The organism is Paenibacillus sp. FSL L8-0340 (genome assembly GCF_038593145.1).
Taxonomy (GTDB): domain Bacteria; phylum Bacillota; class Bacilli; order Paenibacillales; family Paenibacillaceae; genus Paenibacillus_AQ.
Genome location: NZ_CP151967.1, coordinates 887643 through 908053, shown reverse-complemented (window position 1 = coordinate 908053; position 20411 = coordinate 887643). Strand labels below are relative to the sequence as shown.

19 protein-coding genes are annotated in these 20411 nt (G+C 50.2%); 6 read left to right on the top strand and 13 right to left on the bottom strand.

What is annotated here, in order from left to right:
• Positions 1-162: 162 nt before the first annotated feature.
• Positions 163-1704 (top strand): AMP-binding protein, encoded by a 1542-nt coding sequence (locus NST07_RS04140; RefSeq protein WP_341380317.1) that lies wholly within the window; start codon positions 163-165, stop codon positions 1702-1704.
• Between the two features lie 127 nt (positions 1705-1831).
• Here NST07_RS04140 and NST07_RS04135 read toward each other — a convergent pair whose 3' ends face one another.
• The 4 genes from NST07_RS04135 to NST07_RS04120 form a co-directional block, all read right to left on the bottom strand.
• Positions 1832-2725, bottom strand: a complete 894-nt coding sequence (locus NST07_RS04135; RefSeq protein WP_341089858.1) for a CPBP family intramembrane glutamic endopeptidase — start codon at positions 2723-2725, stop codon at positions 1832-1834.
• 75 nt (positions 2726-2800) lie between these two features.
• Positions 2801-3397, bottom strand: a complete 597-nt coding sequence (locus NST07_RS04130; RefSeq protein ID WP_341089857.1) for a hypothetical protein — start codon at positions 3395-3397, stop codon at positions 2801-2803.
• A gap of 175 nt (positions 3398-3572) precedes the next feature.
• Positions 3573-4013 carry a HEAT repeat domain-containing protein gene (locus NST07_RS04125; protein WP_038586039.1) on the bottom strand — a complete coding sequence of 147 codons (441 nt, stop codon included), beginning with the start codon at positions 4011-4013 and terminating at the stop codon, positions 3573-3575.
• Between the two features lie 158 nt (positions 4014-4171).
• A complete protein-coding gene (locus NST07_RS04120) occupies positions 4172-5077 on the bottom strand; it encodes a phosphotransferase (RefSeq protein WP_342481114.1) in 906 nt (301 codons plus the stop codon).
• A 355-nt stretch (positions 5078-5432) separates the two neighbouring features.
• Here NST07_RS04120 and NST07_RS04115 point away from each other — a divergent pair, with 355 nt between their 5' ends.
• Together NST07_RS04115 and NST07_RS04110 are read left to right on the top strand one after the other, a co-directional pair.
• Positions 5433-5819, top strand: a complete 387-nt coding sequence (locus tag NST07_RS04115; protein ID WP_341089855.1) for a hypothetical protein — start codon at positions 5433-5435, stop codon at positions 5817-5819.
• A 285-nt stretch (positions 5820-6104) separates the two neighbouring features.
• Positions 6105-7289: a nucleotidyltransferase family protein gene (locus NST07_RS04110; protein ID WP_341089854.1), complete on the top strand. Its 1185-nt coding sequence runs from the start codon at positions 6105-6107 to the stop codon at positions 7287-7289.
• Between the two features lie 1181 nt (positions 7290-8470).
• Here NST07_RS04110 and NST07_RS04105 read toward each other — a convergent pair.
• The 7 genes from NST07_RS04105 to tnpB all read right to left on the bottom strand — a co-directional run bounded on the left by NST07_RS04105 (position 8471) and on the right by tnpB (position 15882).
• Positions 8471-10270, bottom strand: coding sequence for an ABC transporter ATP-binding protein (locus tag NST07_RS04105; RefSeq protein ID WP_341377325.1), 1800 nt, complete (start codon positions 10268-10270; stop codon positions 8471-8473).
• Positions 10271-10283: 13 nt separating this feature from the next.
• Positions 10284-10742 (bottom strand): lasso peptide biosynthesis B2 protein, encoded by a 459-nt coding sequence (locus NST07_RS04100; protein WP_342438396.1) that lies wholly within the window; start codon positions 10740-10742, stop codon positions 10284-10286.
• Positions 10739-11038 (bottom strand): lasso peptide biosynthesis PqqD family chaperone, encoded by a 300-nt coding sequence (locus tag NST07_RS04095; protein WP_341089848.1) that lies wholly within the window; start codon positions 11036-11038, stop codon positions 10739-10741. The genes NST07_RS04100 and NST07_RS04095 overlap by 4 nt, the downstream gene beginning before the upstream one ends.
• A 4-nt stretch (positions 11039-11042) precedes the next feature.
• Positions 11043-11975: an aldolase gene (locus tag NST07_RS04090; protein ID WP_342481113.1), complete on the bottom strand. Its 933-nt coding sequence runs from the start codon at positions 11973-11975 to the stop codon at positions 11043-11045.
• Between the two features lie 114 nt (positions 11976-12089).
• Positions 12090-12215 carry a paeninodin family lasso peptide gene (locus NST07_RS04085; protein ID WP_038586022.1) on the bottom strand — a complete coding sequence of 42 codons (126 nt, stop codon included), beginning with the start codon at positions 12213-12215 and terminating at the stop codon, positions 12090-12092.
• A gap of 31 nt (positions 12216-12246) precedes the next feature.
• Positions 12247-14175 (bottom strand): asparagine synthase-related protein, encoded by a 1929-nt coding sequence (locus NST07_RS04080; protein WP_342481112.1) that lies wholly within the window; start codon positions 14173-14175, stop codon positions 12247-12249.
• Between the two features lie 618 nt (positions 14176-14793).
• Positions 14794-15882, bottom strand: a complete 1089-nt coding sequence (tnpB, locus tag NST07_RS04075; protein ID WP_342481111.1) for an IS200/IS605 family element RNA-guided endonuclease TnpB — start codon at positions 15880-15882, stop codon at positions 14794-14796.
• 42 nt (positions 15883-15924) lie between these two features.
• Here tnpB and NST07_RS04070 point away from each other — a divergent pair, with 42 nt between their 5' ends.
• Together NST07_RS04070 and NST07_RS04065 are read left to right on the top strand one after the other, a co-directional pair.
• Entirely contained in the window at positions 15925-16425 is a 501-nt protein-coding gene (locus NST07_RS04070) for an NUDIX domain-containing protein (protein WP_341380316.1), read from the top strand.
• Positions 16413-16928 (top strand): AAA family ATPase, encoded by a 516-nt coding sequence (locus NST07_RS04065; protein ID WP_341377320.1) that lies wholly within the window; start codon positions 16413-16415, stop codon positions 16926-16928. Before NST07_RS04070 ends, NST07_RS04065 begins: the two co-directional genes overlap by 13 nt.
• A gap of 10 nt (positions 16929-16938) precedes the next feature.
• On the opposite strand, the gene NST07_RS04060 is transcribed toward NST07_RS04065, so the two are convergent.
• Positions 16939-18396 (bottom strand): serine hydrolase, encoded by a 1458-nt coding sequence (locus NST07_RS04060; RefSeq protein WP_342481110.1) that lies wholly within the window; start codon positions 18394-18396, stop codon positions 16939-16941.
• Between the two features lie 347 nt (positions 18397-18743).
• Between NST07_RS04060 and NST07_RS04055 the strand changes: the two genes are divergently transcribed.
• Positions 18744-19337 carry a GNAT family N-acetyltransferase gene (locus NST07_RS04055; RefSeq protein WP_341089840.1) on the top strand — a complete coding sequence of 198 codons (594 nt, stop codon included), beginning with the start codon at positions 18744-18746 and terminating at the stop codon, positions 19335-19337.
• An 81-nt stretch (positions 19338-19418) separates the two neighbouring features.
• On the opposite strand, the gene NST07_RS04050 is transcribed toward NST07_RS04055, so the two are convergent.
• Positions 19419-20315, bottom strand: coding sequence for an SDR family oxidoreductase (locus tag NST07_RS04050; RefSeq protein ID WP_341089839.1), 897 nt, complete (start codon positions 20313-20315; stop codon positions 19419-19421).
• Positions 20316-20411: the final 96 nt, after the last annotated feature.

Here is a 20411-nt window from a genome sequence, read left to right as displayed (position 1 = left end):
GAACCTTCTCTTACCCATCTTCACATCACCTCAAATTAGCATCTGGTACTAAGTAAAGTGCTATACTATAGAGTATGGATATACCATTACGTTTATATAGGAGAGGTTCATTTGGACAATCAGCATTGGATCGCACCGGAATTCTACAATCTGACTTCGGAAATGGAGCAGCATCCTTCCGATAAGATTGCGCTTAAATGGTTGCATGAGGATGGCGGGTACGAGGAAATTACCTACGGAAAGCTGCTAGGACAAGCTAACCGGCTTGCCGGCGGCCTTAAAGAACTCGGACTTCAACAAGGTGACCGTGTGCTGGTCATGGTTCCGCGCCGCATTATTGCCTACGCAATCTATCTCGCCTGCCTGAAGCTCGGGCTCGCCGTTATCCCTTCCTCCGAGATGCTCCGGGCGAAGGATTTATCCTACCGCCTGCGCCATTCGGAAGCGAGAGCTGTAATCGTCTGGTCTGAAGTTACCGCAGAAGTTAACAAAATCGCCGAAGATCTGCCGGCCTTAGATTACCGTCTCTCCGTATCCGGACATGAAGATGACCTTGGTGAAGGCTGGATCAGTTTGGAGAGCCTTATGGCGGACAAGCCGGATACTTTCCCGGCCGTAGCCAGCCGCCGCGACGATATTGCCATCCTTGCTTATACCTCCGGCACTACCGGCAACCCTAAAGCCGTAGTTCATACACATGGCTGGGGATATGCGCACCTGCGGATCACCTCATCCCTATGGCTGGACATCCGCGAATCAGATACCGTCTGGGCAACTGCAGCACCGGGCTGGCAAAAATGGATCTGGAGTCCGTTCTTAACTGTGCTCGGCAATGGAGCCACCGGCTTTGTCTACAATGGTCCATTCCATCCGGACCGGTATCTGCAGCTGCTTCAGGATCAAGCCATTCAGGTATTATGCTGCACTCCGACGGAATACCGCTTAATGGCCAAGGCTGAAGGACTGCCGCAATATGACCTGTCAAAACTGCGCTGTGCCGTATCCGCCGGCGAACCTCTGAACGAGGAGGTCATCCGGACCTTCCAACAGCATTTTGACATTACCATCCGCGACGGCTACGGCCAGACGGAAAGCACGCTGATCATTGCTGCGCTGAAAGATCAGCCTATCCGTGTCGGGTCTATGGGCCAATCCATCGCGCCGGGCATTGTCGAGGTGATTAATGAGGAAGGGCAGCCGGTTCCTGCGGGTGTTGTCGGCGATATCGCCGTGCATTTAAGCATGCCTGCCCTGTTCCAGAACTATTACAAAGACCCTGAACGCAAGGCGAATTGCTCCCACGGAGAATATTTTGTCACCGGAGACCGGGCGCGCAAAGATGAGGATGGCTATTTCTGGTTTGAAGGCCGGGGAGACGATATCATCATCAGCTCAGGCTACACCATCGGTCCTTTTGAAGTGGAAGAAGCCCTGATGAAGCATGCCATGGTTAAAGAATGCGCAGTTGTGGCCAGCCCTGACGAGATCCGCGGCTCGATCGTAAAAGCCTTTGTCGTGCTGAAGGACAACAGCGCAGGCACACCGGAGCTGATTAAGGAATTGCAGAGTCATGTCAAGGAAATGACAGCCCCTTATAAGTATCCGCGCAAAATTGAATTCATCACGGATCTTCCGAAGACTACCTCCGGCAAAATACGGAGAATTGAGCTGCGGGAGCAGGAGAAGCGGTCTGTGCAGGGGTAATAGATGACAGTAGCTAAGTATCGTATCAGTATACAATCCTAACAAAGAGCAGCCCGGATTCAGGCTGCTCTTTATTGCGGGTACAGTATCAATTTTATCATTCGGACTGCTTAAAGCAGCAGCGACATCAACGAGTAACTGAACCGAAGCCCCCGCCCATCGTATTCCTCATTCCCGCTACGCGTTTGACGGCCAATAGCATAAAAACAAAAACCAACCCAAGCACAAGCGTTGTTACAAGACTTCCCTCTACTCCAAACTCTCCTCCGGTCATCCAATCGGCACCCGTTAATTTCAGCGAATACAACCCATGTGGTATATTTCCGCTGACTGCGATGCCCAGTACATACCCTTGAAACAGATTCCACGAGATGTGCAGAGCTATCGCAAAATATAAGTTTCCTGTCCGGATGACCATCGTTGAGAAGATAAGGGCTATCAACACAATATTAAGAAAGCAGATCCCGTTGTAGCCCGGATTGGCCATATGCGCCAGTGAGAACAGTACAGAGGTGATGGCCACGGCCCAATAAAGGCCCACGCGACTAGCCAGCAGATGCTGAATAAATCCTCTGAACAGAATTTCTTCGCAGATTCCAGCTAGGATTGCGGTGATGACCAGATCAACGATATCTAGCCGCATAAATTGAGGATTGGCCCACTCCCCCTGAAAAGTTGCTGAGCCGAGGCCCCACAGCAGCAGAGCAATACATGTCAAGAGTAGCACACCGCTAATGAATCCTTGAATGAATCTGGCTCCGTCAGGCCGCGAAAATCCGATAGAGGTTAAGGGAAGTTTATGCAGGACACGCATCGTGAACCATACAGTGATAAACGTATAAAGACCATCTGATTTGAATATCCTCACCCAGCCGTCTTGGTCGAACCATTGCCGGGAATCCACCCGCAGCGAGACCCCAAACGAGACAATCATTGTAATAGCAAATATTGCCGCTGTCAGCAGCAGTATCTCCCATCCTGCTCTGATTTGGCGGTTTTTATTTCTGAATAGATTTTGCATCTGATCTGCACCTTCCCATTACCAGTCTGTCCATTAGACGGTAAAAAAAGGAATAAACCCTGCAACAGATTTGGTTTATTCCGCCCAATATTCCGCAGCCGGATTGAGGGCAGCACCTACCTCGCCTTCTTTGACCAAATCGCAGTCGAGATACCCCTCCTCATCCAAAAAATAAACTTCCTGCTCATAGAATTCACATAACGTCTCCAGAAATTTCTGTGGCGAATCATACATCACAACCAGATCGCCGTAGTCATGCAGCAGGTCGCAAATCCGCTCCGTTCCGTCAGTGGACCGGTAGTAGCAAATAAAGTCGCTGCCATAATTGGTCAGAACCGGAAGAATCACTCCGTCGGTCTGGTGGCCCTTCTCCTCCAGAATGCCTGCCAGCACCTGCATTTCCTGCTTATATTCCTTGATATGAATCAGTCTGTATCCCGGTATGAACTCAATCAGGCTCGGTTCTTCCTCATCGCTGCCGGTACCGGAAACCGTGCTGTAGATTACTTCTAGAAGCTCCGGCACTTCGGGCACTATGCTGCTGATTGAAGAGTTACTGTCTTCCGGACGGCTTCCCAGGCTGGCAATATAATTGGGGCGCAATTCCCCGGAGAGCTTAAGAAATTCCTGAAATTGCTCAGAGAGCATTTCGGTTGATGGGTTAGTGTTCATGTTGTCATCCTTTGTGTAATTGATATAGGAAAAGATTACTGCTGCAATGTTCCGTTCTCTTCCTCTTGCCACCTTACTATATATCCGCCGGGCTTAGCAATGGAGTGATCGGCTGGAACTAAAAACGAAGAGCCAAGGACTTGTCCAGTCCTTGGCCCCGCTATATCACTACTAACTATTTGGTCGCTGAAATCCACAACTTCTCCAGCCATTGATCGAAATCCTCGCCCTTCTCACCTTCGTAAGCATCGTAGACGTCGATTCTCATCTTCTTCAGCTTTTCCTTGAACTCTTCATACGAATGGTCTTTAGGGAGACTCTTCTTGATGCGCAGCGCAATCTTGGATACGCCTCTGAACAGCTCTGCCTTATTCTTCGACGGCACCTTCACATCTTCACCGAAGGCTTTCAGCTTCTCATATGCAGCTTCTTGAACGGTATATACAGGATCGCTAATCATCAGGCGATTCAGAATATCGATAATTTGTTTGTGCTTCGTCTGTCCCAGCTCTTCCACTGCAGCAAGACGCGCTCTCCAATCCGCCGAACGGCCGGCGGCTTTCTTCAGCTCCTCGTAATTCTCGGGCAGCTCTTGGTTCACTTCTTCATTATTCAAACGATACAATCCCCTTCTTGGTTAAATCTGCTGATAGTGCAATTCTACCGTACTGCACTCCTTGATTTCAATCTTTTGGCCAAACATTAATACGCCGTAAAAAAAATCCTACAGAATCACCCTCGTCTTCTATAGATTGCAGGCATCTTCGATGTGCCTTATGCCTGATACCAGCGCGGAATGACTCTACAGAAATAATCATAGTCCTCCAGCGCCATTCTGCCGCGTGTCATCATGCATTCAATGTCGGCTGCCCCAAAGGGGATCGACCACTTAATCGAAAAAAGTGAGCTGTAAGCCACGTACAGTGCCTGCCTGTTCCAAAATTCCTCTGGAGGCGTTCCTTCGAAATATCCTTCAAGCTTGCCTACGGCAAACGGAACGCTCCGGTCTCTGTCAAAAAACTGCAACTTATAGAACTCTTCAACATAATCTCCGTTGTCCCAGCGGTTGAAATCAATAACTCCAATCCCGCCTTCAGGAGTGTAGATGAGATTGCCCATGTGAAAGTCTCCGTGCTGGTAGACCTTTTTCACGTTATGGATCAGCCCGATATTTTCTTTTACATAAGCAATAGCTTGCTCATCACCCTCCAAATAATACGGGCAGTCTTCATATTCTTTGATGCGGGCCAGAATTTTGGCCTGCATCTGTTCTTCCCATTGAGGGAGGTCATTGCTATTCGGGATGGAGTGCATCAGCTTCAATATCTTTCCCGCCTCCACGCCAAGCTCATACTGTTCCTTAGCTGTTAGCATAAGCAGACACTCCTCCAGCGGACGCCCCTCTACCCACGTCAGCAGCATATAGGTATACCTGCCTTGGCCGCATGTTCCGAAATCAATCACCCGCGACATCGGAAAATCAAGCTCATTAAACAGTTTTAGAACCTGATGCTCTGCCTGCTTCCGCTGGAAGGCTTCAATGCCTGAGATCCTCAGCAGCAGCTTGCGCCCGGCCTCATCCTCAACATAATACTTTTTATCCTCCGACCAGCCCTTAAGTACCGGTTCAATGATTGTCCACGATTCTGCCCCGTGAATTCCGCTTAGCTCCTCATGCAATTTCCTCTCCCCCTTAAGATCTAGAAGACAGAGATTCCCCAAACAAGCTTCTGCTTATAATTATTTTTCCCGCCAGTTCAGGCAACAATATCTTAGCATAAATGGACGCTACTGGAAATCCAGTACGGACTGGCAGAAACCAGAATTATCCACCCGGAAAGTGGGGGCTCTCATTCCCCTGTAATGGATGAAAGTGGTAAAATCTTTGTACGGGACGGATTCACTTCAGCCCTAATCTGTTCGAAATAAGAAACAGGAGAAGGTGGTACTCATTCCAGCAGTTATTACAGCAGGCTGCATTGCAGTCCTTGCATTGGTCGGACTAGTCTTGAGATTCCTACAGGTACGGAAGCAGATGAGCGCCTGTGAGATCATATTTTCTGAGCGTTCGGCTAACTTCTATGGTCTTTCTTCACTGGGCCCAGGTCAATTCCGCGGAAACGGCTGGCTGGCCTTGACCAAAGATTCCCTGATGTTCAAGATGTATTTTCCGGCCAAAAGCTTAACCATTCCCCTTGAAACGATAAACAGGGTGGAGGCCGTGCGTACCCATCTGGGCAAAACCGGAAAAGCAGGTTCCTCCCTGCTCCGTATCAGCTATCTCTCGGGAGAGCACGAAGAAGCTGCCGCCTGGAACGTGGATCATACAGCACAATGGATCGAAGGGATTAGGGCAAACGGTAGAAACGGAGCAAATGGTACAACAGACCTCTTTTCCCGGGAAAGAAATCGGCAGTCATAAAGAGGCAACCGTGTGCTCTATAAAGAGATGGAGAATGGCAAAAACGCCGACAGACTGCTTCCAGTGTTTGAATTTTCATTGTGGATTTGGGCAATCATAGAGTTTCTTACATGCTTCTATTGCACATTGTGTGTTTAATTAAAGACATGCCCAATGCAAGGACAATACACATCTTCCACATAAAAATTGACAAATTTCGGATGACGGTGTTACGCTCACAATGCGTTCTTTAAATAGAACAAATCCGCCAACGGATCTGTTCACATTCCACTAAGGAGAGTCTCTATGACTGACCGGTATACCCTTGATAAAAGGAGCTTATCTAAGGAAGTATTACTTCTTCTTGCACTGCTTACAGCTGACAACATCGATGATATGGCGGAACAGAATCCGGAGCAGTTCGCGGATATCGACTGGGAGCTGATGATCCGGCTATCGCTGCATCACCGCGTTTATCCTTTTTTATATCCTAAGCTTAGCCGCATGCAAGGTGAAGCTGTACCGTCTTTGGTTACCCAGCGTTTGAAATGGGAGTACCGCAGAAATACCGTCCAGATGCTTCAGCTCAGCGGTGAAATGGGGAATATCGGCGAATCGCTGGCCCGGCTGAATATCCGTTCTCTGTTTCTGAAGGGTCCGGTGCTTGCACAGGATTTATACGGTGATATCTCGCTGCGAACCTCGCGTGACCTCGATTTTATTGTGCCGATGGAACAGCTGACCGAGACGGAAGCATTGCTGGTGTCTCTCGGTTACGTGAAAGAAGAGGAATTCGAGAGTATATTGGGAGACTGGAAGTGGCGCGAACATCACAACACCTTCAATCACCCCGCCAAATACATCAAGGTTGAGGTTCATTGGCGATTAAGTCCCGGGCCTTCTAAGGAGCCTGATTTTGATGAGCTTTGGAAACATGCACGGACAAGCAGCCAGCTCGGACAAAACGTCCATTACTTGGGCAGGGAGGATTTGTTCCTGTTTCTGGCTGCGCATGGCGCAAGGCATGGCTGGTCGAGGCTGCGATGGCTGCTGGATATCAAACAGCTGCTTCTGCAAGAGCCCGACGCCGGCGTGTTGACCGGGCTGCTCCGGCGTTATAATTACGACAGCGTTGGTGGGCAAGCCTTGATCCTCGCGGCGGATTTGCTGGAGGCGCCGATTGCTCCCGGTCTGTCCGGGTTGACGGACAAGCCGAAGCCCCGCCGGTTGGCACAGCTTGCACTTTTCTATGTGGCACGAATGGTTAATCTGCACAATCCGCCCCTGGAGCCCGAGGTGGAGCGGCATTACAAATATTATCAACCGGCGATTCTTACGCCGTGGCATCAGTTCCTGTATGCAGCGGGCTTCCTTTATCCTTACGCGGTGGATGAGAAAACGCTGCCCCTGCCGAAGCCACTGCATTTTCTTTATTTCCCCCTACGCCCCTTCTTATGGACTTGGCGAAAACTAACCGGCAAAGAGAATTAACATATTTACATAACTGTGATAAGGCAGCTGCTACAGGGCGGGCCAGAACCAATTGTACAACGTGGACTGAAGATACACGCCTGTGGTTTGGGTTTGGGTTTGGGTTTGGGTTTGGGTTTGGGTTTGGGTTTGGGTTTGGGTGCGAGTGCGAGTGCGAGTGCGGGTGCGGGTGCGAGTTCATAGTGCGGGTGCGGGTTCATAGTGCGGGTGCCGGTGCGAGTACTGGTGCGAGTTGGGGTTTCCCCTCTGTTTGGTTAGTTGTATTTCGTGCAGTTATACTCCAGCTTTTCGTGTTCGATATGGATATAATTGCACTCCTTACATCTATTTTAAGGAATTTGGCTAAAAGTGAGCAAATTCCTGTTTTTAGTTGCACAGACTACATCTAACTCTCAGAAACAGCCGCTGTCGCACCAAATAGCTGCAGTAACTACATCTAACTCGACAGACTTCGGCGCCGGGCTGATTCAGACCATCAAGTCGCACCAAATAGCTGCAGTAACTACATCTAACTCGGCTGCTGTCCAAATCAAACCTTCATCTATATAAGCTAACCTTGAGATTCCGGCGGAGTGATGATTTCGTGTGCTTAATGGAGGAAGACACAGGAGAAGGATGTGGGGGGCATTGGGTGAGCTGGGTATCGCGTGTGCAGGGTGGGTAAACTGAGTTTAGGATGTGCCGAGCGTTGCATGTGCGGGATGTTGGGTAAACTAATTTTAGGATAAGCCGAGCATTGCGTGTGCGGAACGTTGGGTAAACTAATTTTAGGATGAGCCGAGCGTTGCAAGTGCGGGGACGACTGGGATATCTTAGAGGGATTGATAGATGACGGGCGAATGGACGAATAGATGAGTAGACGAATGGACGAATGAATGAATGAATGAATGAATGAATAGACAAATAGACAAATAGCATGGCCTCTCGCTACCGAAAATCGGCAGCGAGGGGCTTTTGGTATCCTATCTATCAGCCAATTTGGTATGGTGTTTGAAGATGATTGCACTTTGTACAGCAGAATTCCACCGAAAGCAGGTATATTCGATTCTACTGTACTTTTTTGCAGTCAAATTTCGAAGAACCGCCGATATGCAGCTATATCTGTGAAATCTAGTGTAGGAATACAACAGACTGCTATCCGAGCACATGCCTCGCCAGCTTCAACCGAAACTGTGCGTCGCCTACATCGCCTCTTCCTGACTGCTGAGCAACCGGCTGAACATGCCGCCCTTTTCTGAGGCCAGACCGCCGAACACGCCCTGCTGGATGACCCGCCCCTGGTCGATGACCAGAATCTGATCGGCTCCCCGGATGGTGGACAACCGGTGGGCGATCACGATTACCGTAACGGAATGCTTTAGCCGTTCGAGCGCTTCCTGAATCCGCTTCTCGTTCTCAGTATCGAGCGCGCTTGTTGCCTCATCCAGGACCAGGATGGAAGGCTTGCGGATAATCGCGCGTGCCAGCACCAGACGCTGCCTTTCGCCGCCGGACAGGCGGATGCCCCGGTCACCGATCAGCGTATCCAGTCCTTCCGGCAGCTTGCGGACAAAATCGGCCGAAGAAGCAAACTCCAGCGCTTCCCACAGTTCTTCCTCGCTGGCATCCGGTTTGATCATCGTCAGATTATCGCGGATCGTCGCGTTGTAAAGAAAAGGATCCTGCGCTACATAACCGATGGAGCGCCGGTAAGACAGCAGGTTGTCTCCTGAAACAGACTGACCGTCGGCCAAGATCTCGCCCGCTTCCGGCTGCATCAGGCCCATGAGCAGATCGACTAGCGTGCTTTTCCCTGCGCCCGAACGTCCGACAATCGCCGTCATCTTATTAGCCGGAATCACCACATTCACCCCCTGGAGCGAATATTGCGGCTCCTGCGGATCATAACGGAAGTTCACGTTCCGGGCTTCCAGGCTTTGCTTCAAAGCCATAGGTGCAACTTGCTTCGCACTTTCCCCTTCCGCACCATGTTCAGCAGCCTGCAGGCATTCTTCCTGCAGCGCCTGAAGCTGCTTGAAGGAAGGCAGTACGGAGGCGAGCTGCTCCATCAGCGACTGAAGGGCAGCAAAGGTCGGCCACAGCCGGGCAAACACGAGGATAACCAACAGGAAAGCTGGGCCCTCTGCGTGCAGAAACCGGAAAGACACGAAGATAAACGCAGCGATCAGGAGCGTCGACGACATTTTGTACAGCAGCTGGGAATTCGAGCGCAGTCTTGTATAGTCCAGCTGCTCGTTTTTGACCTCAGCGGTAAACCCATGAAGCCATTCCAACCGGGAATGCTCCAGATTATTGCTTTTGATATCCTTAATTCCGTTCAGTTGGTCCGTGATTCCGGCTAGATACATCTGGCCGAGCTGAGAGCTGCGACTGCCCAGCCTCTTGGCTTTGCGGATGAATCTGCGGGAGAACAAGGACAGCAGGACCGCACATACCAGTACAGAGAGAGTCATCTTAGGGGACAGCCAGAAGGCGAAGCCGATCTGTACCAGTGTGAACAGGAGCGAGGTGAGAAACTGCAGAAAACAGCTGATTCCAGCGAGCACCCTCGCCATTTCCGTGGTCATTACGTTAATAAGGTCCGACGTGCGCTTTTTGAGGAAAAAGGCCCACTCCGACTGCAAAAGTGCGCTGTAAACATCATACCGCAGCTGCCGGCTGTAGCTCTGCTGAATCTCCACATTACGGACGGCGACGAAACGCGAAATCAAATTTTGACAGAGCACGATAAAGACATACCCGCCGAGCACAATCCCAAGCGCCGTCGTCTGCGGCAGCTCTGACAGGAAACCGAGCATAGGAATACTGTACCCCGCTCCTGTTCCGCCTAGCTGAATACCGGCCATTCCCAGCATCGGTACAAGCAGCAGAATGGCTGAGCTCTCCAGCAGTCCGCTGATGACCATGCCAAGCAGGTTAAGGTACAGTTTGACTCCGGACAAGCGCTGAAGCTGCCGGATGTAATAGATTATGGCTTGCATGGTCCCACCTCGATTACTCGGCTTGTAACACTTTGGCAAACTTCTCCACAACTACAAAACCCTGCATGGCATCATCGCCGGAGACATAATGAGCTCCGCTGCGCAGCCAGGCATGGGCGATCATTTGACCTTGCTTATCTCTGGCAACCCCCATATAGAGTGTGCTTTCAATCCCGCGTCTCTCTAACATCTGTAGTCCAGCCACTGCACGGACCATACAGGTGCTCTTCCAGGGCGTATAACGGCTGATGACACGAATCGCTTTCGTAATATGCTTAATCCGGGGAATATCGGCTGCATTGGACACCGCAGAGGTCTCCTGAGACTGTATCCCCAGCCGTGGAGCCGTTCTTGCAAACGGAAAAAGAAGTTGGATTCTCACCAGAAAAAGCCTCCATAATGCCTCTGGAATCAGCGCCACAGCAGCCTTGTCAACGGTCAGCAACAGGCGGATGCGACGGAGGGTTGTCATGATCCGCTGACAATTACGACGAGATCCTCATCCAGCAAACTTTGCACAAAAGCAACCACATCCTGCTCGGCAAGCTCCGCCGAAACTTCAAAAATCTCCTGAATGGTCTCCACAATCCGTGTTACGGTAACCGGTGATGCCAGCGCCGACCAAATCTCTCCGCCAACCTCACCCAGATTGTAGTACTTGCCATTCTTCACGTTCAGCATGACTTTCTCGCCGTCCATGTCACTGGCGATATTGCCCTCACGCTGCACAAGGACCGTTTCGAGGGACAAAATATTTGTAGTACTCATAGGTTCATCTCTCCTCCACTTGATGTTGGATCGTTTCATATATAAGCGAAGCTTGTGCCGGGGCACTGAAGCCTGCTTCAGGACGGGTAAGCCGGTACATCGGCAGCCGGTTAACGAAAGAGGCCAACATGCCAAAATGCCATTCGCGGATCCCAATCCGGTCAATCATTGCCTTTTGATAAGTGTGATTAAATAAAGTATGGAACCGTTCCAGGCCGCTGATGGCCTGTAGAGCTACCGGGCTTTCTCCGGCCGCCGACAGTTCAAACACACCTGCGAGCGGCAGCGGTTCAGCCTGGAAGCGGTCATGCACGGGAACGGCAAATTTGGTTTCACGTTCGAATAACGGGCGGTAAGAGGACGAATTCATTCCCAAATAGTCCAAGCTCTGCTGCCATAGCTTTTGCTGCGGATAGCCTGGAACTGCTAATGGATGTCCATTTTGCACCATAACGGGAATAACGTCGTCGCTGATCAGCAGGTGGCCCTGATCCATCAAATAGGAGGCGAGTGTCGATTTACCTGCCCCTGAACGCCCAACCAGCGCGTAAGCCTTGTTGTCCAGTACAAGCGCACTGCCGTGAAGAGGGAGAATTTTTTTTTGCATCAGCAGAACGCCCATGCAGCTTCCCAGAATAAAGAGCCGTACACAGTCGCCGTCCGCACCTGGTGCAGGTGACACTGTAATCGTACTGCCGTCCCGAATGGAGAAAATAGCGGTGTCCTTGGCCTCAAACATAACTTCGTTCCCTGATACACCCAGGCTGGGTGTGACCTTCGGAATGGCCTGCCAACGCTCCGACAAGTCTTCTTGAATGACCGACACACTGCCGATCAACCCCGGCTGGTCCGAAAGAGGAAGCTCCGGCAAGGGAAATTCACTATGAATTTGCAGGCCAAATGCTTTATAAGCCAAGCCTTGAACGATACTCGCCATACGATTCACTCCATCCTGTAAATTCACATGTTCTAAAAGCTGATGATGAAAAGATAGCCCTTCTCCCCCTTCAGCAAGCATAGGGGGATGAGGGCCGCACGACCAAAAGCAGTCTTAGGAGTAGTGCACGATCTCATCCGGATCATCTTGGAAGGAGTCGGCGAGTTTAAATCCTGGTCCAGCCATAGTCATTTTAACGTCGAGCACTTCCAAAGCAGGCTTGCTGTATTCCTTTTTCATATTCTTTCACCCCCTTTCAGGCGTCTTGCTATCAGGATAATGATTTCAGAAAGCGGTAAAATACAAGTCCCCGTGTAAGGAGGCGGAACTCCGAATTGTAAATCATCTCCGGTTTAGGCTCACTAATCCGGTCCAAACATCCCGCAAGCCCATTGTTGTTCAAGTAGGCTTCAGTCCGGGGATCCTTAATCATTTCCCGAAGCTCTTCGAGGAAGGTATCCCACTGCGGCAGCATCCGGAGAATCCCGTCTGCCCCCTGCACCCCGCGCTGCTTCCGGTTCATTCTGACCTCATCCGGCAGACGTCCCTCCATAGCCCTGCGAATCAGGGAACGGTCCACACCGTTCTGGACAAACTGTCCCTCCGGCACGGACAGGCAGAAGCGGATCACGCGCAAGTCATTCGTGGGATCACGGTCCCATACCCGGTACTTCAGCGACATCTTGGTAGCCACCGTTCCGTTGACATTCCAGATATGCGGCTGCTCAAAATGCTTCTGACGGATATCATAAACAGTCTGCGAAGAGGGCCTACGGTCCATATTGAATTCCCGAAGACGTTCATGGACCTCCGTTCGTTTAGCAAAATCGGGATGAATCAGCTCAAGCTGCATCTCCCGTTTGCGGGGCAGCAGCCGCTCAAGCGACGGAAAGGCCTTTTTGCCGACAATCTGCAGCACCTTTCTGCGGTTCGCTTCCATTGACTGATTGTATTGCTTATTCTCACGGTAGAAAGAGAGCCACCGGAATTCACGAATCAGCTTGGCCTGATAATCCAGTGCAGGTCCCCAGGAAACACTCCAATTGCCTCTTTGTCCACTCAGCAGAACACCAAGTCCCTGCTGTTGTGCCTGTTCAAATATGCCTTTAAGCCAGTAAGAATTTTCAATGAACTTGTAGGGCATCTCCAGAATATCCAGCCATTCGTCAATCTCGGTATAAGGACTCTGCTCGGGAAAGTTCAGAAAGCTCGGCTGAATATTCCCTACATGATCAATCGTCTCCTGAATAAAGGGACGCTCATCAGCTACCCTTTTGCCCAGATTAAAACCGGTAAAGCCGTCTACAGGATAATAACTGAAGGTATGCAATGGTTTCCCGCGGCGACGGAGCTCTTCAGCAGCGAAGCTGACTACCGAGCCGGAGTCAAGCCCCCCGCTCAGGTTGGCACCGGCGGCAAGATGGGTCCGAAGCCTGTCTTTGACCGCCTGTCCGAATACTTCGCGGAAGGCTTCCTCGTATTCCCCGTTGGAGCCAAGACGCAGTTTAGGCGGTGCCTGCAATATAAAGTAACGGGAGAATGTGATTTTCTCCCCGGTGATGGTCATGGAATGTGAAGGAGGCAGCTGTTCAATAGCTTGATATACCGTTGAAAAGCAGTCCGTGGCATCGACTCTATTCTGAATAGCCAGAAACTCTGAGACCCATTCTTCATTCAGCTTATGGCTTACACCCGGCAAAGACAGCAGCGGATGAATAACTGTGCAAAAAGCGAAACTTTCAGTGGATCTATGAAAATAGAGCGTCCGGTTGCCGGAGAAATCTCTGGCTCCGAAAAGAGATCGCTTGCGCTCGTCCCAAATCATGAAGGCAAAGTCTCCTATCAGGTGAACAGGTGTCTGATCTCCCCACTTCTCGTAGGCGAGCAGGATGAGCAAGCTGTCGGGTATGGTGTCCCGGTCTTCATAGGGCACCTGAAGCTGCCCAAACAGCTCGCTGCGGTTGTCGATAATGGCATCCGCTGTAATTGCCAGCCTCCGCTCGGGATCATAAAACGGCAGCTTTTCGTTCAAGGATTGTGGAGTAATCCACTGCGCACGGCAACCGAGGAAAATCCCCTGACCCTGCCAGCCCCTCGCATCATCCGCAGGATAACGGCTCAGCTGCTGCATAAGACCCGGTCCCTGATCAGGATTAAGATTATGGTGCTGCAATTGGCAGATACCGGCGATTGCGCTCATTTTGTGGCCTCCACCTGTATAAAAAATCTCCACTCGGCTCTTAAAACCCGGCAGGAGTTTTCCAGCGTTTATATTTTAATAGTTCTTAATAAAGAACACTTCTTAATATATAAGATAACGGTATTGCCATTCATTGTGAATAGCACCTAAGACTACTTTTAGGTATCCTTTAGCGTATTGACCTCAGTAGACTTTTGTGGTATGACAAAATAACACTTTTGACCGTAACGGGTTCTAGATTGCATGTCAGAGGGACAACAGGATATTATTTCCACATAGAAAAACCGTCCAGGAGAGATCCCGGGACGGTGAGAGTACATGTCTCCGTTGGTAGTAAGTTCGATATTACTGCTTCCGGGAATAGTTAGTGCCGTCGGTTGATTGTTGTTCGGCCATTGCTTACTATAATTAATAGTATCGGCAACCTGATCAGTCAGCCACCAGACAAGCAACATCCTAAATATAAGGATTAAGGAGTGGCTATTGTGTCAATTGAATCTCCACCACTTAGCTGACGCTTGAAGGGGTGGATTCTTGCGAACAGAGGAGCAGCCTCCTTTTATGGGCAAGCGATCCCTGCGTTCCCGCAGTTCTACGTTTTATTTTTATAGGTAATAGCTATACCGCTACCTGTTTGATATTATGAGCCGCATTTTCATCCCGATCATGGTGTGTTCCGCAAGCTACACATGTCCATTCTCGAATCGAGAGGTTCTTCACTTCGGGATGGATCGTTCCGCATACGTGGCACTGCTGACTGGTCGGCTCAAAGGTGCCGGCAACCCGGAGGGTTCGTCCATACCAGGATGCTTTATACGTCAGTTGACGCACCCATTCGCCCCAGGACGCATCAGCGATGGACTTGGAGAGTTTGGGATTTTGAATCATATTCCCCACACGCAGATGTTCGATGCTGATCGTTTGGCACTCACGGATCAGCTTCGTTGTCAGCTTGTGGAGAAAATCGTTCCGGGAATTTGCAATGTGTTCGTGAATACGGGCAATGTGTTTCTTGGCTTTCTTCCAGTTGGAGCCCCCTGGTGTACGTCTTGCCAAACGCCGCTGCCACAGCGCAAGCTTTTTCTCGTATTGACGGTAAAACCTGGGGTTGGCAAAATGCTCGCCGCTTGAGCTCACAGCGTATTCCTTAAGCCCCAAGTCAATGCCGATATGTACATCTGCTTGTGGAAGCGGGGTCTTTTCGACCTCGCAAACCAGGGAGACAAAATACTTATCGCTGGCGTTTTGCCGTACCGTAGCGGACAGTATACGACCCTCCAGCTTCCGAGAGCTGGCGAAACGCATCCAGCCGAACTTGGGAAGCTTCAATCGGTTGCCTTCAATGGCGATATTTCCGTTCGTGAATTTCGTGGTGTAGCTTTGTACTGGATGCTTCCGGCTTTTGAAGCGAGGCGCTTGATTTTGCTTTTTGAAAAAGCGGTCAAAGCTATCTGCCACATGCCGAACGGCGGACTGTAAAGCAATACCATCGACTTCTTTGAGCCAGTCATATTGGGTTTTTAGGACGGGGAGCTGTGTCGCACAGGTCTGATAGGACAAACCCTTTCCTGTCTCGGCATAAGTTTGGTTCCACTCTTCCAGGAAATGATTGAACACAAAGCGGCAGCAGCCAAACATTCGACGAATGAGTTGCTGTTGCCCGGTATTCGGGTAGATGCGGTATTTATAGGCTTGATGAACGATCATGTGCGACACCCCCTTTTGTAGTATTTTTTTACAGTATAGCACATATGTTCGCTGAATAGTTTAAAAACCGCTGATTCATCTCCGCCTATAGAGGTCAGAGTCTTTTCGGCTTTTGAAGATAAACTGATCGGCGCGGCAGCAGTCATCCTGAATCTGGAAAGGCATGTCCTTCTGGTTAAACACAGCTATGGTAAATACAATTGGGAACTGCCCGGAGGGTTGTCCGAGGCACAAGAGTCGGCAGAGGAAAGCGCGCGGCGCGAAGTGCTGGAGGAGACAGGTCTTACTATCACTCAAGAGTCTTTAACCGGGGTCTACTACGACCCGGGTAATGACATGCACCATTTTGTATTCACTTGCAAAGAAGACTCCGATCAAGCACCTAAGCCCTGCTCGCCGGAGATTGTGGAGTGCAAATATTGTGCTGTAGACGACCTACCCCGGCCCATTAGCGATTTCACAGTGCAAAGAATCCTGCACGCGCTGAATCCCGCCAGCCAGCAACTTTTCCATGTGATCGGACCCAGACAATGGAACGAGTAAAGCCAAACAGGATTCATATCATTGGTCCCGTCGGCAGCGGCAAATCCACCTTAGCAAGAAATCTGTCCTCCTCATTAGATATTCCTTATTACGAGCTCGACAACATCGTATGGAGGCGGACAGAAGGCGGTGATGTCAGGAACAGCGTGGAAGACAGAGACCAGATACTGAATAATATCCTTGCCTCTGACAAGTGGATCATTGAAGGCGTGCATCATAAATGGGTAATGCAATCCTTCGAGCAGGCAGAGATGATTATGTATCTGGACACGCATATCTGGAAAAGGAATTACCGCATATTCAAACGATTCGCCATACAAAAACTGGGGTTTCAAAAAGGGAATTATAAACAATCCTTTGAAATGCTGAAAAAAATGTACACATGGAATTACGGACATCAACGGAAAGAGCGGCCTGAAATTTTCGCAACCTTGAAGCCGTATCAGGATAAACTGCTTGTGTTACGGGACAACAGCAATCTTCACAAGCACATTAAGCTTTAAATCCGCTGTATTATTGCTGGAATCGTCCCGTAACCCTATAGTTCGGTATATCAAGCGATACATTAATGTTGAACGCAAAGTCGATTTTGTTGTCATGGAAGGCTATTGTATAGGTGACCACGTATGGCGTTTCGATATAGAACAGGATGAGTTGAAGCTTTCTGGCATTTTCCCAGAGCGCATACGTGACCACCTCTTGCCGCTCTTGGGATAAGTCTTTAGGGAACACATCTGCCCCATGAAGCGGCTTGGAAAAATGAAACAGAATGACGTTATCCCGCTCATCCCCATAGAACATATGAAGCTCCAGTTGTTCGTCTTTCCACTCGAAAATGATTTTTTGGAGACCGTGGGGATTTTCATTGATTAAATAACATCTGTTAACCAGATTCGGTATATTTTCCGGTATAGGCTTGAAGGCAGGAACAGGATAAGCCATAGCAGCCAACCGGCGCTGCAGCATGAGCGTATCCTCAGAGTGAATAGAAATCCGTTTGACCCCACCTTGATCTAATCGATCGATAATGTAATCATAAATCAAGTCTAAAAGACGCTGCAGCTTCGTCATATTCTCAAAGGCCGAGGTGGCGGCAATGACTATTTGCTGTTCAGGAGCCACAAAACAGAGCTGGCCAAAAGAGCCGTCCCCCCGATACGCCCTACGCCGGCACAGATGAAATTGGTATCCGTAGCCTTGTGCCGAGTCGACCCGGTCTGCTCTGGCGAGGCGGCGGTTGTCACTTTGTTCCATAGTGGCTAATTCGATATAGCGCTGAGACACAATTCTTTTTCCCGCATACAGTCCTTTATTCAGGAGCAACTGACCAAATTTCGCGATACTTTCAATCGATAAGCTTAATCCCATCCCGCCTGCTGTAATGCCCAGCGGACAAGTCTCCCATGATGGGCGGGGTATACCCAAAGGCTCAAACAATCTTGGCATCAAAAAATCAACCATGCCCTGTCCAGCAACCTGCTCCATAATGGCAGACAACATATAGGTGGAATGCGTGCTGTACACATAATAACTTCCCGGCTCATGCGGAACGTCCTGGGCCAGAAATGCCCGCACAAAGTCCTGCTCCCTGGCCACAGCAGCATAGATATTATCATGGTGGCCTGCGTTCATGGATAAAAGATGGTGCACCGTCATTTTCGCCAAGTTGGCAGAGATCCGCTGCGGCAGCTTGTCCGGAAAGAAGGAGATCACCGGGGCCTCCAGTTCCATGAGCCCCTCGTCACAGGCGATGCCTATAGCTGTGGAGGTGACGCTTTTGCTCAGCGAATACAGCAATTGCGGGCAATCCGGGCGATACGGTGTCCGTGAAAACTCAGCCGTTACTACACCGTTCCGCAGCAGCATAAACTGGTTCACCTCAAGCTCCCGTTGTTCGATCTCAGTGAAGAAATCTAAGAGGTTTCTGGAAGATATCCCGTGATGATCGGGGATACCTCTGGATAACTTCATGGTTTATACCTCCTAATCTAAAATTTTATATAGAATGAACTTAAAAACTTGAGATAAGGAAAAGGAGCAACGGAGGGGGATTTTGGAACTGGAGGAGCGGTAGTGTCCGCCTTTGTCTTCGGATTTCTACCGCTAATAGCGGTTAAAATCAAGAAATTCTTACGACAACAGCGGCCGGAAGTCCAAATATTCACCGTAGTTGCGACTGATCCTGTACTCTAAAACCTTAAGTTCAATCTATATAGTTATTTTATCGTTACTATTTGTTTTCCGAGTGCATTAATTCATAGTATAGAACAATTACGATAGAATATAGTCTAGTGAAATCTAATCAAGGAGTTGGACCTATGGGCACCGCAGATAGCAGCCTTATTATGTTATCCATACCTGAAGGCTTTGAAAGTGAACGCCTGCTGATCCGCGCCCCACATTGGGGAGATGGTCTTGCTGTAAACGAGGCCGTCAAAGAAAGCATTGAGGAATTGCGTCCGTGGATGCCTTGGGCAAACAAGGTGCCTACCGTTGAGGAATCGGAAGCAAGCATCCGCCGCTCGCGGCTGGAATTCCTGGAGCGTGCAGATCTGAGGCTGCTCTTATTTCTGAAGGAAACGGGGGAATTTATCGGCAGCAGCGGCCTGCACCGGATCGATTGGCAATCACGCAAGTTCGAGATTGGATACTGGGTTCATTCCGCTTTCGCTAGACAGGGGTACATCACAGAAGCCGTAGATGCCATTACGAAATACGCGATTCAGGAGCTGCAGGCGAACCGGATTGAAATCCGTTGTGATTCCCGCAATGTGCAGAGTGCAAGAATCGCTGAGCGCTCAGGCTTTACCTTGGAAGGAACGCTGCGCAACAACAAATGTGATGTAACGGGTACTTTAAGACATACTATGATATTTGCCAAGGTTCGGGGTGTAGAGTACGGAGGGGCGTGAATCCCCCATTATTCATAGCTATAATAACGAAAAAAGCAGACGCCGATTACATAACGGCGTCTGCTTTTTGGACTATCCTACTTACGGCGTCGGCATCCCGCCATTGGCATTCAGCGTTTCACCACTGATGTAGCTGGATTCCTGGCTGGCCAGGAAGACATAGGCCGGAGCCATTTCGGCGGGCTGGCCCGGACGGTTCAGCGGCGTCTTCGCCCCGAAGTCCTTCAGCACCTCTTCCGGCTGGCCGCCGCTGACCTGAAGCGGGGTCCACACCGGGCCGGGAGCCACAACGTTCACCCGGATGCCCTTGCCCGCCACCTGCTGGGCGAGCGATTTGCTGAATGTATTAATCGCAGCCTTGGTGGTTGCGTAGTCCAGCAGAATCGGCGCAGGCTGATACGCCTGAATCGAAGAAGTATTGATGATCGTGCTGCCCGGCTTCATGTGCTTGATCGCCGCCTTGCAGAGCCAGAACAGGGAATAAACATTCGTCTTAAAAGTCGCGTCGAACTGCTCCGTGGTGAGATCGGCGATATCGGTGACGAATTGCTGCTTGCCCGCAATATTGGCCAGAATATCGACTCCGCCCAGTTGTTCGACAGCGGCGGCAATGACCTGCTCGCAGTAGCCCTCATCCTTGAGATCGCCCGGCAGGGCGACTGCCTTGCGGCCGGCCTCCTCTACAAGCTTGACCACTTCCTTCGCATCAGCCTCCTCCTCCGGCATGTAGGACAAGACTATATCAGCACCTTCGCGGGCAAAAGCAATCGCTACCGCGCGGCCAATTCCGCTGTCCGCTCCGGTAACAATCGCCTTGCGGCCGGTAAGCCGTCCGGTGCCGCGGTAAGTTTCCGCACCGTCATCCGGCTTCGGATGCATCGCCTTCTCCAGTCCCGGAGCGGGCTGCTGCTGCTGGAACTCCGGCGTAGCTTTCTGATATTGTTTGACAGGGTCTTGAATCGTATATTGATCACTCATCGTAAATTCCTCCTCAGTCCAAAATGATTCGGCTCTTTTCTCTTTATGTAACCAGAACTGGGCTCTCTAAACGGAAGATTATTTCCATTCCGCAGC

What these genes read in the sequence shown, in the direction of transcription:
- NST07_RS04140 (WP_341380317.1), top strand. Translation starts at nt 163, where the DNA reads ATGGAGCAGCATCCTTCCGATAAGATTGCGCTTAAATGGTTGCATGAG.
- NST07_RS04135 (WP_341089858.1), bottom strand. Translation starts at nt 2,725, where the DNA reads ATGCAAAATCTATTCAGAAATAAAAACCGCCAAATCAGAGCAGGATGG.
- NST07_RS04130 (WP_341089857.1), bottom strand. Translation starts at nt 3,397, where the DNA reads ATGAACACTAACCCATCAACCGAAATGCTCTCTGAGCAATTTCAGGAA.
- NST07_RS04115 (WP_341089855.1), top strand. Translation starts at nt 5,433, where the DNA reads ATGAGCGCCTGTGAGATCATATTTTCTGAGCGTTCGGCTAACTTCTAT.
- NST07_RS04110 (WP_341089854.1), top strand. Translation starts at nt 6,105, where the DNA reads ATGACTGACCGGTATACCCTTGATAAAAGGAGCTTATCTAAGGAAGTA.
- NST07_RS04105 (WP_341377325.1), bottom strand. Translation starts at nt 10,270, where the DNA reads ATGCAAGCCATAATCTATTACATCCGGCAGCTTCAGCGCTTGTCCGGA.
- NST07_RS04100 (WP_342438396.1), bottom strand. Translation starts at nt 10,742, where the DNA reads ATGACAACCCTCCGTCGCATCCGCCTGTTGCTGACCGTTGACAAGGCT.
- NST07_RS04095 (WP_341089848.1), bottom strand. Translation starts at nt 11,038, where the DNA reads ATGAGTACTACAAATATTTTGTCCCTCGAAACGGTCCTTGTGCAGCGT.
- NST07_RS04090 (WP_342481113.1), bottom strand. Translation starts at nt 11,975, where the DNA reads ATGGCGAGTATCGTTCAAGGCTTGGCTTATAAAGCATTTGGCCTGCAA.
- NST07_RS04085 (WP_038586022.1), bottom strand. Translation starts at nt 12,215, where the DNA reads ATGAAAAAGGAATACAGCAAGCCTGCTTTGGAAGTGCTCGACGTTAAA.
- NST07_RS04080 (WP_342481112.1), bottom strand. Translation starts at nt 14,175, where the DNA reads ATGAGCGCAATCGCCGGTATCTGCCAATTGCAGCACCATAATCTTAAT.
- tnpB (WP_342481111.1), bottom strand. Translation starts at nt 15,882, where the DNA reads ATGATCGTTCATCAAGCCTATAAATACCGCATCTACCCGAATACCGGG.
- NST07_RS04065 (WP_341377320.1), top strand. Translation starts at nt 16,413, where the DNA reads ATGGAACGAGTAAAGCCAAACAGGATTCATATCATTGGTCCCGTCGGC.
- NST07_RS04060 (WP_342481110.1), bottom strand. Translation starts at nt 18,396, where the DNA reads ATGAAGTTATCCAGAGGTATCCCCGATCATCACGGGATATCTTCCAGA.
- NST07_RS04055 (WP_341089840.1), top strand. Translation starts at nt 18,744, where the DNA reads ATGGGCACCGCAGATAGCAGCCTTATTATGTTATCCATACCTGAAGGC.
- NST07_RS04050 (WP_341089839.1), bottom strand. Translation starts at nt 20,315, where the DNA reads ATGAGTGATCAATATACGATTCAAGACCCTGTCAAACAATATCAGAAA.